This window comes from Pantoea sp. ARC270, from assembly GCF_003236725.1.
Classification (GTDB): domain Bacteria; phylum Pseudomonadota; class Gammaproteobacteria; order Enterobacterales; family Enterobacteriaceae; genus Pantoea; species Pantoea anthophila.
Map to the genome: position 1 here is coordinate 43,390 of NZ_PUGA01000038.1, position 13,805 is coordinate 57,194.

General features: G+C 56.7%; 15 protein-coding genes. 6 read left to right on the top strand and 9 right to left on the bottom strand.

The features are described 5' to 3' along the window. Positions 1–46 precede the first annotated feature (46 nt). Positions 47–376 (top strand): DUF485 domain-containing protein, encoded by a 330-nt coding sequence (locus tag CKF42_RS16560; RefSeq protein ID WP_009092580.1) that lies wholly within the window; start codon positions 47–49, stop codon positions 374–376. Continuing rightward, positions 373–2,028 (top strand): cation acetate symporter, encoded by a 1,656-nt coding sequence (locus CKF42_RS16565; protein ID WP_009092581.1) that lies wholly within the window; start codon positions 373–375, stop codon positions 2,026–2,028. Before CKF42_RS16560 ends, CKF42_RS16565 begins: the two co-directional genes overlap by 4 nt. 78 nt (positions 2,029–2,106) lie before the next feature. Here CKF42_RS16565 and CKF42_RS16570 read toward each other — a convergent pair whose 3' ends face one another. The 3 genes from CKF42_RS16570 to CKF42_RS16580 form a co-directional block, all read right to left on the bottom strand. Continuing rightward, positions 2,107–2,652, bottom strand: a complete 546-nt coding sequence (locus CKF42_RS16570) for a YfaZ family outer membrane protein (RefSeq protein ID WP_009092582.1) — start codon at positions 2,650–2,652, stop codon at positions 2,107–2,109. Positions 2,653–2,788: 136 nt separating this feature from the next. Further along, complete coding sequence (locus CKF42_RS16575; protein ID WP_046101024.1) at positions 2,789–3,484, bottom strand: LrgB family protein; 696 nt, start codon at positions 3,482–3,484, stop codon at positions 2,789–2,791. Then, positions 3,477–3,902: a CidA/LrgA family protein gene (locus CKF42_RS16580; protein WP_046101023.1), complete on the bottom strand. Its 426-nt coding sequence runs from the start codon at positions 3,900–3,902 to the stop codon at positions 3,477–3,479. The genes CKF42_RS16575 and CKF42_RS16580 overlap by 8 nt, the downstream gene beginning before the upstream one ends. A 102-nt stretch (positions 3,903–4,004) precedes the next feature. Here CKF42_RS16580 and CKF42_RS16585 point away from each other — a divergent pair, with 102 nt between their 5' ends. Continuing rightward, positions 4,005–4,907 carry a LysR family transcriptional regulator gene (locus tag CKF42_RS16585; protein WP_111208679.1) on the top strand — a complete coding sequence of 301 codons (903 nt, stop codon included), beginning with the start codon at positions 4,005–4,007 and terminating at the stop codon, positions 4,905–4,907. Between the two features lie 42 nt (positions 4,908–4,949). Here the strand turns inward: CKF42_RS16585 and CKF42_RS16590 are convergent, their stop codons facing one another. The 4 genes from CKF42_RS16590 to soxR form a co-directional block, all read right to left on the bottom strand. Continuing rightward, a complete protein-coding gene (locus CKF42_RS16590; protein WP_009092586.1) occupies positions 4,950–6,599 on the bottom strand; it encodes a Na+/H+ antiporter in 1,650 nt (549 codons plus the stop codon). A gap of 145 nt (positions 6,600–6,744) precedes the next feature. Continuing rightward, positions 6,745–8,094, bottom strand: a complete 1,350-nt coding sequence (locus CKF42_RS16595) for an NCS2 family permease (protein ID WP_058957003.1) — start codon at positions 8,092–8,094, stop codon at positions 6,745–6,747. Positions 8,095–8,452: 358 nt separating this feature from the next. Further along, positions 8,453–9,118: a glutathione S-transferase family protein gene (locus CKF42_RS16600; protein WP_111208680.1), complete on the bottom strand. Its 666-nt coding sequence runs from the start codon at positions 9,116–9,118 to the stop codon at positions 8,453–8,455. Between the two features lie 39 nt (positions 9,119–9,157). Beyond that, a complete protein-coding gene (soxR, locus tag CKF42_RS16605; protein ID WP_009092590.1) occupies positions 9,158–9,643 on the bottom strand; it encodes a redox-sensitive transcriptional activator SoxR in 486 nt (161 codons plus the stop codon). 100 nt (positions 9,644–9,743) lie between these two features. Here soxR and soxS point away from each other — a divergent pair, with 100 nt between their 5' ends. Continuing rightward, a complete protein-coding gene (soxS, locus tag CKF42_RS16610) occupies positions 9,744–10,169 on the top strand; it encodes a superoxide response transcriptional regulator SoxS (protein ID WP_009092591.1) in 426 nt (141 codons plus the stop codon). Positions 10,170–10,423: 254 nt separating this feature from the next. Further along, positions 10,424–10,705, top strand: coding sequence for a YjcB family protein (locus tag CKF42_RS16615; RefSeq protein WP_009092592.1), 282 nt, complete (start codon positions 10,424–10,426; stop codon positions 10,703–10,705). A gap of 72 nt (positions 10,706–10,777) precedes the next feature. On the opposite strand, the gene CKF42_RS16620 is transcribed toward CKF42_RS16615, so the two are convergent. Beyond that, positions 10,778–11,728: an ATP-grasp fold amidoligase family protein gene (locus CKF42_RS16620; RefSeq protein ID WP_033736441.1), complete on the bottom strand. Its 951-nt coding sequence runs from the start codon at positions 11,726–11,728 to the stop codon at positions 10,778–10,780. Positions 11,729–11,736: 8 nt separating this feature from the next. Then, positions 11,737–12,993, bottom strand: coding sequence for an oligosaccharide flippase family protein (locus CKF42_RS16625; protein ID WP_033736443.1), 1,257 nt, complete (start codon positions 12,991–12,993; stop codon positions 11,737–11,739). Between the two features lie 525 nt (positions 12,994–13,518). On the opposite strand from CKF42_RS16625, the gene CKF42_RS16630 reads away from it, so the two are divergent. Continuing rightward, on the top strand, positions 13,519–13,805 hold a 287-nt coding region (locus CKF42_RS16630), incomplete at its 3' end, for a transposase (RefSeq protein ID WP_146239950.1).

Here is a 13,805-nt window from a genome sequence, read left to right on the forward strand (position 1 = left end):
GTCCTGACGCGAGGTTCTCCCCTGCAAGACCTCTGGAGAAAATGTGATGAATGACGCCCTTTCGAGTCAGGATGCAATCAATCAACAGATTGAACGTAATCCCCGTTTTCATGAGCTAGTCCGTAAACGCCAGGCGTTCGCGACGCTGCTGTCGCTGATTATGCTGGTGCTCTATGTCGGTTTTATTCTGCTGATTGCGTTCGCGCCCGGCTGGCTCGGTACGCCGCTGCACGCCGGCACCAACGTGACCCGCGGTATCCCGATTGGTGTCGGACTGATTGTGGTCTCCTTTCTGCTGACCGGCGTCTATGTCTGGCGCGCCAACGGAGAGTTTGACCGTTTAACCAAAGCAATCCTCAGCGAGGTGAAATCATGACCCGACTCACCTTATGGCTGCTGGCCCTGATGCTGCCCTTCTCCGCGCTGGCCGCCGATGCGATAACCGGTGCCGTGCAGCGTCAGGCAACCAACTATCAGGCGATCATCATGTTTATGATTTTCGTTGGGGCCACGCTGGGGATTACTTACTGGGCCTCCAGACGAACCCGTTCACGCAATGATTACTACACCGCGGGCGGCAACATCACCGGCTTCCAGAACGGTCTGGCGATGGCGGGAGACTTTATGTCCGCGGCGTCGTTCCTGGGCATTTCGGCGCTGGTTTACACCTCCGGTTATGACGGGCTGATCTACTCGCTCGGCTTCCTGGTCGGCTGGCCGATGATTCTGTTTTTGATCGCCGAACGGCTGCGCAACCTGGGTCGCTATACCTTTGCGGATGTCGCCTCCTATCGTCTTAAGCAGATGCCGATCCGCATTCTCTCCGCCTGCGGTTCGCTAGTGGTGGTGGCGCTCTACCTGATTGCGCAGATGGTGGGGGCCGGGAAGCTGATCCAGCTGCTGTTTGGTCTTAACTACCATGTGGCGGTGATTCTGGTCGGCATTCTGATGGTGATGTATGTGCTGTTTGGCGGCATGCTCGCCACCACCTGGGTGCAGATCATCAAAGCGGTGCTGCTGCTGTTTGGCGCCACCTTTATGGCGGTAATGGTCATGAAGGCGACCGGTTTCAGCTTTAATACGCTGTTCACCGAAGCGATGGCGGTCCACCCTAAGGGCGCCGCGATTATGCAGCCTGGCGGACTGGTCAAAGATCCCATTTCGGCGCTGTCACTGGGCTTAGGGCTGATGTTTGGTACGGCTGGCCTGCCACACATTCTGATGCGCTTCTTCACCGTGGCCGATGCCAAAGAGGCGCGGAAAAGCGTCTTCTGGGCTACCGGCTTCATGGGTTACTTCTACTTCCTGACCTTCATTATCGGCTTTGGGGCCATTCTGCTGGTCGGCGCGAATCCGGCGTTTAAAGATGCGGCGGGTGCGCTGATAGGCGGTAACAACATGGCGGCGGTGCACCTGGCGAATGCGGTGGGCGGCAGCACCTTCCTCGGCTTTATCTCTGCGGTCGCTTTTGCCACGATTCTGGCGGTGGTGGCGGGCTTAACCCTGGCAGGCGCGTCGGCGGTGTCGCACGATCTCTATGCCAGCGTTTACCGTAAAGGTCAGGCCAGCGAAAAGGATGAACTGCGGGTCTCTAAAATCACCGTGCTGGCGCTGGGCGTGGTGGCGATTGCGCTGGGTATTCTGTTTGAGAAGCAGAATATCGCCTTTATGGTCGGGCTGGCCTTCTCTATTGCGGCCAGCTGTAATTTTCCGATCATCCTGCTGTCGATGTACTGGTCAAAACTCACTACGCGCGGCGCGATGGTGGGCGGCTGGCTCGGTCTGCTGACCGCGGTGATCCTGATGATCCTCGGCCCGACGGTGTGGGTGCAGGTGCTGGGCAACGCCACACCGATCTTCCCATATGAGTATCCGGCGCTGTTCTCGATGATCGTGGCCTTTGTAGGCATCTGGATCTTCTCGATTACCGACCATTCGCCGCAGGGTGCAGAAGAGCGTTCGCGCTTCCGGGCGCAGTTCATTCGCTCGCAGACCGGCACCGGTATTGAACAGGGTAAAGCGCACTGATCGCCCTCTGAAACGGGCAGAGACAGGCCATAAAAAAAGGGCGGCTCAATCAGCCGCCCTTTTCTTTCATGTCGCGCATCAGAAACGCAGTGAAGCCCCGACATAAGGACCATCGACCAGCACGTTATCTTTACGTCCATCTTTGTTGTTCAGCTCGATGTACTGATAACCCACGCGCAGGTTAAGCAGTGAGACCGGCGTGAAGCTCAGGCCGCCCGCCGCTTCCTGGTAGCTGTCCAGCTGATCGGTGAAGGACTCCGGCGCATAGTAGTATTCGCCATACAGGCCCCACATGCTGTTCAGGCTGTAGTGTGCGGCACCACCCAGCGCCACCGCAAATCCATCTTTTCCATCTTCAGGATGGGTGAAGATCGCTTTTGCGGTCGGCGCCAGACGCAGCGGCCCGAAATCGACGTTGTAACCCAGACCGGCACCGTAGGTGCTGCCGTCATGGTCGCTACGCAGCCAGTTACCCTTCAGAAACAGCCCCGGCGTGGTGGTGCCCAGACCCAGATTCAGGTTGGTGTTGTGTTCACTGACATCAACACTGCCTTCGATTGCCTGAGCGGCACCGCTCAGTAAAACCAGCCCGAGGGCGCTCCCGGTAACAAGTTGCTTAAACATGATTCCACTCCATGAAAGGACAATTAATTCGGCCGCAAGGTTAACAGCCTGAAAAACGGAGACAACATTATCCGGAAAACTTTACGTAAAAATACGTGTCGCGGTCAGGAGAGTCGCCTGCGCAGAGCAGTGTAGACTATATCGTCCACATCAGGTGTCCAATCAGCGGAGCCAGAACCACGGTCACCACGCCAGAAAGCATCATCACCAGGCTGGCGACAACGCCCTCCTGCTGCCCAAGCTGATAAGCACGTGCCGTTCCGGCGCCGTGCGATGCTGCGCCCAGTCCCGCGCCTTTCGCTACGCCCTGCTTAATGGCAATGCGCAGAAACAGGACGTCACCCACCGCCATGCCAAACACGCCGGTGATCACCACAAACAGCGCCACCAGATCGGGCTGTCCGCCAATCGGCCCCGCGGCGGCCAGCGCAAAGGGGGTGGTGATGGAGCGAACGGCGAGGCTGCGCTGAATAGACTCCGGTAACGTCAGCAGCCGCGCCAGCCAGACGGAACTGCAGACGGCCACCAGCGTGGCGGTCACGACGCCCGCGCTCAGCGACAGCCAGTGACGCTTAATAATCGCCACGTTCTCATACACCGGCACGGCGAAGGCCAGCGTGGCGGGCCCCAGCAGCCACAGCAGCCAGTGGTTTTCAGCGATGTAATCCTGCCAGCTGATGTGCGTCAGCAGCAGCAGCGCCACCAGCACCAGCGGCGTCATGACCAGTGGCATCAGCAGCAGCGTCCGCCAGCGCCGGTAGAGCCGTTTATTCAGCGCATAGACCAGCAGGGTCACCGCCACACAGAGCAGGCTGAGCAGAATATCACGCATGGGGGCCCTGCTTACGCGCGGCGCGCGCGACTTCATACTGATAAAGCCGATCCACGACCCAGGCGGTGGAAGCCAGCACCAGCAGGGTACTGACGCCGATCACCACGCAGATGCGCCAGCCGTCGACCCGCAGCAGATCGCCATAGTTGACCACCGCTACCACGGCCGGAATGAAGAACAGTAGCATCTCGGCCAGCAGCCAGCGTGATCCCGCTTTCACCCAGTTGAGCGGCACGACGCGCGTCACGATTAATGCCAGCAGCAGCAGCATGCCGACGATGTTGGCAGGCAACGGCAGATGCAGCCACGTTACCAGCCGGTCGCAGGCGATAAACAGACCGATATAGAACCCCAGCTGCAGCGGCAGACTCAGCCATTGCGCTGCGCGGTGACTGCGTGGTGTGAGTGCTAACGCCATACCCTTCTCTCCCGATTAAATTCACCGCACCAGTATAAATCGGCGACAGAAGGTGAAAAAAATGAATTAAAATTATCGCAATCATGCCTGAAAGGAATAGTTATGGATGTCCGCGCCCTGCGTTACTTTACTGAAGTGGTTCGTCAGCAGAGCTTTACCCGAGCGGCACAGAAGCTGTTTGTGACGCAGCCGACCATCAGCAAAATGCTGCGCCAGCTGGAGGAGGAGCTGGGCTGTACGCTGCTTCTGCGCGATGGCCGTCGCCTGCATCTTACCGACAGCGGACAGGCGGTCTATCAGCGCGGGCTGGCGATCCTGCAGGAGTTTCATCAGCTGGAAGCGGAGATCGGTGACATCAACGAGCTGAAAACCGGTGAGCTGCGGCTCGGCATTCCACCGATGGTCGGGATGCAGATAGCCGGATCGATCTCCGCGTTTCGCCGCCGCTATCCGGGTGTGGCGCTGAAAATTTCGGAGTTTGGCGGGCTGACCGTCCAGCAGGCGGTGCTGGCGGGCACTCTGGACATCGCCCTGACCGCCCTGCCGGTTGACGCCGGGCTGCCGCTGAACACCCTGCCCCTGATGCACCATCCGCTCTGCGTGCTGCTGCCCCGGCATCCGGTGTGGCTTGGCCGCCAGCAGATTGGACTGGCTGAACTGGCGCAGCATCCGCTGCTGATTTTCAACGAGGAGTTTTCGCTGAACCGTCAGCTGATGCAGGCATTTCAGCGGCTCAGTCTGACGCCGACCATAGCGGTGCGCAGCGGCCAGTGGGACTTTCTGGCGGCGATGGTGCAGGCGGAAATGGGGCTGGCGATTCTGCCGGAGCCGATCTGTCAGCGGCTGGATAAACACTCTTTATTGTGGCTGCCGCTGGAGTCGGAGCTGAAATGGAGTCTGGGTCTGATCTGGCGGGAAGGCAGTTATCTGTCGCGCAGTGCGCAGGCGTGGATAGCGTGCTGTCGCGAGCACTGGCCGGATCAGCCGCCGCGTCTGTCGGTGTAGCAGGCGGGCGCGCCGCGTTATCGCAGACGCGCCCGTTGCGGATTACTCCTCTTTTTCGATCAGCAGCGCTTCCAGCAGGTCCAGGTCGTGCAGTAATTTCTGCATCGTCTCATTGGAGATCTGCTGAGTGGCGCGCAGATGATAGACCTCGGCGCGTTCAGCGCGCAGCCCGGTCAGGCGGAAGCGACGCTCCAGGTTTTCAGCGAACAGCGCATGTTCGAGGTCGTTCTTCCCTTCGGCGCGACGACGTAAGTTGCCGATCACCCGCAGGCTCACCTCTTTCAGCAGCTCCGGATCGATATTCTCTTCCGACTCCTTCTCCAGCCGCTCTTCCATTTTGTGCAGGCTCTCAATCGCGGCTCCGGCCATGACGGCACGGGCGTTCTGCAGTTCGCGGCGATGCGCACCCTTGTCGATGGTATCGATGCCGCGCAGCAGAATCGGCAGGATCACTACACCCACCAGCAGCGAGAACAGAATCACCCCGGTCGCAATAAACACCAGCTCATAGCGCGCCGGGAAGGGTTCGCCATTGCTCAGGAACAGGGGAATAGAGAGCACACCCGCCAGGGTAATCGCACCGCGGACACCGGCAAAAGAGGCGATCAGCAGTTCGCGCAGCGAATAGTTAGAGAACTCCAGCGGCTTCTTCTTCAGCAGGCGTTTGCTGAAGCGCTGCATAATCCACAGCCAGCCGAAACGCACCAGCATCAGCGCCAGATAGACCAGCGCGATATCAGCGAACAGCATCCAGAGTTCGACGTTGGGATCGGCCTGCGCCTGGTCAACCGAGGTCTGCAGAATGTCCGGTAACTGCAGGCCAAGCATCAGGAAGACCATGCCGTTAAAGACAAACTCCAGCATCTGCCAGACGCTGTTGGCGCGCAGACGCATCGCCAGCGGAGCCTGACGGATAATGCCGGAGCGGGTGATGGTCATACCGGCCGCCACGGCTGCCAGGATGCCTGACACACCCAGATGTTCGGCAATCAGGTAAGAGGCGAACGGCAGCAGCAGCAGCAGAACGGTCTGGGTCGCCGGGTCGTCACCGCTCCAGCGGCTGAGCAGGCGCAGCGATTTCCCGTAGAGCCAGCAGACCGCTACACCCGCCACCAGACCACCGACGGCGACTTTCAGGAATTCGATGCTCGCGCCGCCCCAGGTAAAGACCATGGTGCCCATGGCGACAGCCACGGCAAACTTCAGCGACACCAGGCCCGACGCGTCGTTCATCAGTGCTTCACCCTGCACGATCGACATAATCTTTTTGGGAATGCGGCCTTCACCGACGATGCCGGAGAGCGCCACGGCGTCGGTGGGCGACAGCACCGCCGCCAGTGCAAAAGCGGGGATCAGCGGGATACCTGGCACCATCCAGTAGATGAGATAGCCGATACCAATTACGGTAATCAGCACCAGCGCCAGCGCTAAGCCGATAATTTCACGACCGTGATGCAGGAACTCACTGATCGGCGTCTTCCAGCCATCCGCGAACAGCAGCGGCGGGATGAACAGCACCAGAAACAGTTCCGGATCAAAGTCGACATGCAGACCAAACGTCGGCCAGGCCAGCAGCGCACCAGCGGCGATCTGGACAAGGGGTAACGGGATCTGAAAAGGGAGAATGCGGGCCGCGACGCCGGAGAGCGACACGACCAGCGTCATGATGAGAATAGTAAAAAAGATTTCCATGCTTTCCTTAGGCGTCGTTTCTTTCAGTCATTGGTTAAGCGATAAAGTGTAAAACAAACGGCGATGAAGGGTGTCAGCTACGCGTGCGACGAGGAGGAAAAAAGTGAAAAATTCCGGACGCGTTGTTACACGTCCGGTTCAGCAGTCAGATCGCCCAGCCTCCGGCATAAAACGCCACCAGCGCAACGGCAATCACGACGGTGCCGACGTTAAGCCTGCGCCATTCGCCCGCGAAGAGACGGCCCACTACCAGGCTGGCAAACCCAATCATGATGCCGGTCACGATGTTGCAGGTGAGCACGATGATCACCGCCGTTAACAGACCCGACATCGCATCGACAAAATCAGCGAAGTCGATTTTTGCCACGTTGCTCAGCATCAGCAGACCCACATACATCAGGGCAGGTGCCGTGGCGTATGCCGGTACCAGGTAAGCCAGCGGCGACATAAACAGAATGGCCAGGAACAGCAGGCCGACCACAATGGCGGTCAGACCCGTTTTGCCACCCGCCGCCGTTCCCGCCGCCGACTCGATATAGACCGCCGCCGGCGACGCGCCGACCAGACCGGCGAACAGGCTGCTGACAGAGTCCGAGGTCAGGGCACGGCCGCCATTGATGATCTGCCCCTGCTTATCCAGCAGATTGGCTTGCCCCGCCACGGCGCGAATGGTGCCGGTGGCATCAAAGACCGCCGTCATGACCAGTGCCAGCACGCTCGGCAGCACCACCGGCTGCAGGGCACCCATGATATCGAGGCTGAACAGCAGCGACTGTCCCTGCGCATCACGCAGGTCAGGCAGCGCAAACAGCCCGTGATACGTCACCGCCGGGTCAAAGATCAGTCCCAGCAGTGAAATAGCGATAATCGTCAGCAGGATGCCGCCCGGCACCCGGCGCTTCTCCAGCCCGATAATCGCCGCCAGACCCAGCAGCGTCATCATCACCGGAAAGGTGGTGAAGTGGCCCAGGGCGACCGGCAGGCCGGGAGCCGGATTTTTAACGACCAGGCCCACGCCATCCGCCGCAATCAGCAGCAGAAACAGACCAATTCCGACGCCGGTGCCGTGCGCCACCCCCATCGGCAGATTGCGCAGGATCCACGCACGGATACCGGTGACAGAGATCAGCGTAAAGAGCAGGCCCATCAGGAACACCGCGCCCAGCGCGACCGGCACGCTGATGTGCTGACCCAGCACCAGGCTGAATGCGGTAAAGGCGGTTAAGGAGATCGCGCAGCCAATCGCCATCGGCAGATTGGCCCATAAGCCCATCAGGATAGAACCAAAGCTGGCGACCAGACAGGTGGCGACAAAGACGGCCGTCGGGGAGAAACCGGCTTTGCCCAGCATCCCCGGTACGACGATTACGGAGTAAACCATCGCCAGAAAGGTGGTGAGTCCGGCCAGAATTTCCTGACGCACGCTGCTGCCTCGCGCCGAGATCGAGAACCAGGCGTCCAGTTTTCCACTGGCCGGGCGTGATTCAGTTGACATAATTGAGCCTCAAAAATTTTTGTTGTGTGGATCGCTCTGCGGCCATCGCTGTCCCTGGAATAAGCGGGTAGACGGTAACTCTGACCGGGCGGACCCGGCAGGCAAACGTTTACCTTGCCGCAGAGTATGGGTCGCTAAAGGCGGCCGGATAAAAAGGCAGGCGATTATCCGGCGTTTGGCGGCACAGTTTCAACTGTCAGAGGGAGATTGTTCAGCATAAAGATCCGCGATTCGCGGCGGAAAAGCGTGCAGCCGGGACCAGTGCAACGCGCTGACGCATTGAAGTTAAAGCGGTTTCTGACGGACGTGGCACCGGCATAGCCGTGAAGAGAGACGGCTCGCCGGGCGAAAAAGAGGATCAGCCTGGCAGCGAAAGCTCGCCGCCCTGAGCGATCGCGCGCTGCCAGGCGGCGCGCTGCTGTACGGTCTCTAACCATTTCCGGGTGGCGGGCATCTGATCCAGCCCGGCGCGCTGCGCCAGTGCCAGCAGCGGAAAGCTCATCTGGACATCGGCTATGGAGAAGCGCTCACCGGCAAACCAGGGGTTAGCTGCCAGATGCTGTTCAATCATCTTCATGTGCGGCTTTAGCTGTTTATCCAGAAACGCCTTCTGCACCCCTTTCCCGAATGCCGCCCCGACCGGACGCAGCAGCCACGGCACCGGGGCTTTGCCCATCTGCCCGAAGATCAGCTTCATCACCAGCAGCGGCATCAGCGATCCCTCGGCGTAGTGCAGCCAGTAGCGGCACTGCAGACGTGACGACTCATCACTGATTTTCAGCCGGAAGGTGTGATCGTAGTTCTCTTCCAGGTATTCCAGGATGGCTCCCGACTCGGCCACAACCCGGTTGCCGTCGGTAATCACCGGCGATTTCCCCAGCGGATGCACCTTTTTCAGCGCCTCCGGGGCCAGCATCGTTGGTTCGCGTTGATAGCGTTTGATCTGGTATGGCACTTCCAGCTCTTCCAGCAGCCACAATACGCGTTGCGAGCGCGATTGCTCAAGATGGTGAACGGTGATCATCATGATTCCCTGTGTTTTGACCTCTCCTCAGTATAGACGTCACTCCACATCCGGATGTTTATCATCCTGTTCCGGGTCCAGCAGCACCGCTCCCGATCCCTGCTCGCCCAGCCGGTCGCCGGGATTACGCAGCGGGCAGTCGCGCATCGACAGGCAGCCGCAGCCGATACATCCATCCAGATCGTTGCGCAGGCGGGTCAGGGTTTCGATGCGCTTATCCAGCTCTTCGCGCCAGTGCCGGGTCAGCGCATCCCATTCCGGTGTCGACATCCGTTTGTCAGCCGGGATGTGATCGAGACTGTCGCTGACCGTCGCCAGCGGAATACCGATGCGCTGAGCAATCTTGATAATCGCCACGCGTCGCAGCACGTCACGACTGTATCGCCGCTGATTGCCGCTGTTACGCGTGCTGAAAATCAGCCCTTTGCTTTCATAAAAGTGCAGTGCCGACACCGCCACACCACTACGGCGCGCCACCTCACCCGGTGTTAACACCGGTTTTGGATAGTTGCGTTCTTTTTTCATCAGGCCCTTTACCTCAAGTTAACTTGAGGAATTATACTCCTTCTCTATCAAAACGACGAAACTCCCTATATCACTTATTAAGCACCAGAAGGATGAGGCCATGATGCAAGAAGAGATCATTCATTCCCTGACGCACTGGATTGACCAGAACCTCGACAAGAGTCTGTCGATCGATGAAGTTGCCGCTAAATCGGGTTATTCAAAATGGCACCTGCAGCGTATGTTCCGTACCGTGACGAAACAGACGCTGGGTGGCTATATTCGTGAGCGTCGCCTGACCCTGGCAGCAGAAGCGCTGTCGCAGACACAGCGCCCGGTTTTTGATATCGCAATGCAATATGGCTACGACTCGCAGCAGACCTTCTCACGCGTGTTTCGCCGTCAGTTTTCGCAGACGCCAACCGCCTACCGGCATACCATGCGACGTCAGGCGATTCAGCGCCCTCGCCTGCTGAGCTTTGGCTGCAACGACGGCATTGGCAGCTATACCCAGCGCACCACCGGTGAGTGCTGTCCGGTTCGCTGACCGGCAGATGCGCCTGCAACAGGCGCATCTGACTGAATTTCCCGCACTTCCTCCCCTGCCGTTCATTTTTCCCCCGCTCCAGCTGCCATACCAGAGTCAAATTTTGTTCAAAATTTAAAATCGGGTGATATAATGTGACCCAAGTCACACTTTGAACCTGGTTTGACGGCGAAAAAGCCCCTCCTGACACGCTTTTCTGCCGCCGGTGATGTCCGCGAATTGTCAGGAATCCTTACTGATATTGAGGTCCACCGATGGCCACGTTAACCGCCAGTTTTCTTGTTATGCGCTGGGAGTTGCTGAGCGCAGTTCTGATGTTTTTTGCCAGTACCCTGAAAACCCGACTGCGTCAGGATAGCCGTCATGTGATGGCATTTATGTGTGGCGGGATTGGTTTAGGTGTGACCTGCTGGTTTGTGACGGGGCTGATGGGCATTACCCTGAGCATGGAAAACGTGCATAACTTCCTGGAAATCTCAAAGCATGCGTTTATCGATGTGATGAGCCAGGCCCCTGCTGACTGGCCGATGCCCTGATCGATTGCGATAATCCCCAATCGACAGGCATAAAAAACCCCGCTGCGCGGGGTTTTTTATATTGCTGTGTGTTTAAATTTTCTTCAACATGGCAGGGATGTTCACATCCTGCACTGTAACGCCCGGGCTCTGCGTTCCGCGGCGGTCCTGAATCCACATATCTCCCATCATCTGATTTAAACCGCGATCCAGTCCGGTGACCAGTCCTGCACCTGGGGTGAAGGTCAGTTCGCCAAAGTAGATCCGCTCGTCATGGATATACCAGTCCACGCGCACATAGTCGAAATCACTGGCCAGCTTCTTGCTCAGTTCGAGCGCATGTTCCAGTGACGGCATGATCGGTGAGACATCCAGCCCGGTGTCACGAATCTTGTGATACGCCTCCTGGAGGTTGTTCACGTAGAAATTCATCGACAGCAGCGGCTGGCAGCGGTTGTAGATCACCTGCAGCACATATTCAAACCGGCCATCACGCTTGTTGAACATATGGAACTTGTAATCGATCGGCGCGCTTTTGCCATCACCAATGTACTTCTCCACCAGAATACGTGGCTTGATGTAGCGATAGTGAATCTCACGCGCTTCGTTGGCGAAGTCGGTCTTCAGCCAGCGATAGCAGTCATGAATGATCTGCTGCTTGCGCAGGGCATCCGGCTCTTCCAGCAGAATCTCCACCATGTTGGAGGCGTGGTTCGGTTTGATCACCGTCCCCTTCCAGCAGGGTAAGCTGTTCAGCGTGGTCGGGTCAGTGGTTTCGTGTACCAGCGGGATCAGGTACTCATCACCGATTTTCTCAGCAATGAATTCGCGCACCGAGTACTTATCTGACAGGCGACCGTAGTTCTGGTAATCGCCGAAGATAAACTTACGGTACAGCACCTTCTCGTTGAACACTTTTGGCTGACGCAGATTGGGCAGTTTTCTGAACTTGTGGAAGTAGTAGATGCGATCCTGATAAGCCCAGGGCATCTTCTTAATAAAATACTGCACACTTCTTCTGAGTTCTTCTTTCAACTTGAGCATATCTGACCTCATTTGTAGGTTTTGTAGTTGAGTGAGGAAACCTGAATCTTTTGAATGACGCCGTTTTTAAAGAAGTAATTCATTACGGTCAGGGACAAAAGTTCTGAAAGGAAAACGCTCCACGCGGCCCCCATGATGCCGTGACCCTGGATCAACCACCAGGAGAGCGGCAAACTGATGACCATCAGACAGACGATTTTCCTCAGCAGGTAATTGAATCCTCCCTCTTTAACCATGTAGCGATAGGCTACGGTCCCCATTGCCGAAAAGCTGGTGGCTATCGACAGCAACGTAATGAGACTTCCTGACTGTGTGTATTCCGGCCCGTACAACGCGATGATGATCCGCTCGCCGAAGAGCGAGATGATCAGCAGCATCAGCAGTGAAACCGCCATAACATAGCCATTGAGCCGGGCGGCAAGCTTAATGGCGACCTCGCCGCGCTCCCTGAAAATTTCAGTGAAGCAGGAGGTGATGAGCGCCACCGGGATAAAAATCCAGGAGGCGGAAATGGTATTCGCCGCCGCAAACAGGCCGAGGTCGCGCGCCGGCGCGGTGCCTGCCAGAAACATCTGCGCCGCTTTCACCTGCACAGAGATGAAGATGCTGGAGATGGCCAGTGGCAGACCGGCATACATCAGATAACGCACATAGGTGGTACGCTTTTCGCGCGGCGGCATCTGGTCCTGATGATCCTGATAGAAGTTGTGACGCTTAATCAGGTAAGGCACCAGGGTCACCGACACAATGGAGAGCGTCAGCCAGAGCGGATTGAGGCGCAGCCAGGCGATGGTAAAGCTGATGCCGAAACTCAGCAGCATGCCTGTCGCATTGGCAACGGTATTCAGGCGCGAGGCCAGCCGCGCATTGTTGTAGACGCTGAACGTGTCCTGGGTGACAAAAACGGACGCCACAAATGAGGCCAGTGCAAATGCCAGAAAATTTTCCTGCATGTTGTACCAGACCCAGATTAAGACTGGCACCGAAGTGACCAGTAACAACACCATCCGCAGCGTCCGGGCGATGCTCATCAGACGCAGGCCTTTTGAGGCATTTTTGCTGACACGCTTAAACAGAATGGTTTCGGTGCCAAAGATGGCAACGGTTTGCACCATTGCAAATAGTGAGGTTGAAAACGCCATCTGGCCAAACACCGTTGGGCCAAAGGATTTTGCCACGTAAGACGTCACAAAAATGACGCCAAATACGGAGATGATCTTTTCAGACATCATCCAGGCGGCATTAGACATTACGCTCAATTTCATCGACTCTTCCTTAGTATTACTCAACTACAACCGCTTCGGTACAACATCCCTGTAACGAATTAATAAGCGCGCAGTAGGCCTGGCGAAAATGTAAGACTTCAGACCAGGCTGGTCCGAAAATTGAGAAGTTGATCATAATCCGGAGAGTGAATTCAGGATAATTCTTATTATATCTGGCGCGAATCACTTCAAATGGAAACGATTTCAGGCTGAAAATAACCCAACCTTAAACGGCCACAACCCCCCTATTATTCGGGTCGGTCAGGCTAAATATCCGGTTTACGTTTAATTTTTCCGTATTCGGGATGCGATGAATTTATAACAAAAATCCGCCTCCAGGAAGGCGCGGCCTGCGGATAAGAATAAAATAAGATTTATCCCATGATGATATTTATTCTAAATATCTTAATTTAGGCTTCGCTATTCCATTGGCGCACTTTAATACTGCATTAATAGAATCTTACAGTGCCAGAAATTATTAAAGTCATTCTCATCCATTAATCGATAAGAAAGGTAAGAGCATTTATGAGAAAGTCACGATACAGCGAAGATCAAATCACAAATGCCATTAAAGCTTCTGAATCGGGCGTGAAAGTCAGAGAGATTTGTGAAGAGTTAGGCATCTCTGAAGCCACGTTCTACAGCTGGAAGAAGAAGTTTTCTGGGTTGTCTTCGGAAGAAGGCAGAAAAATCAAGGAGCTGGAAGAAAAACTGCAGAATGCGACGCGTGAGCTGCACACCCTCAACTCGGATAAAGAGATGCTGCAGAGCGTGCTTAAGCACTTCTTTACCACGAATGAAAAGCGTCAGGC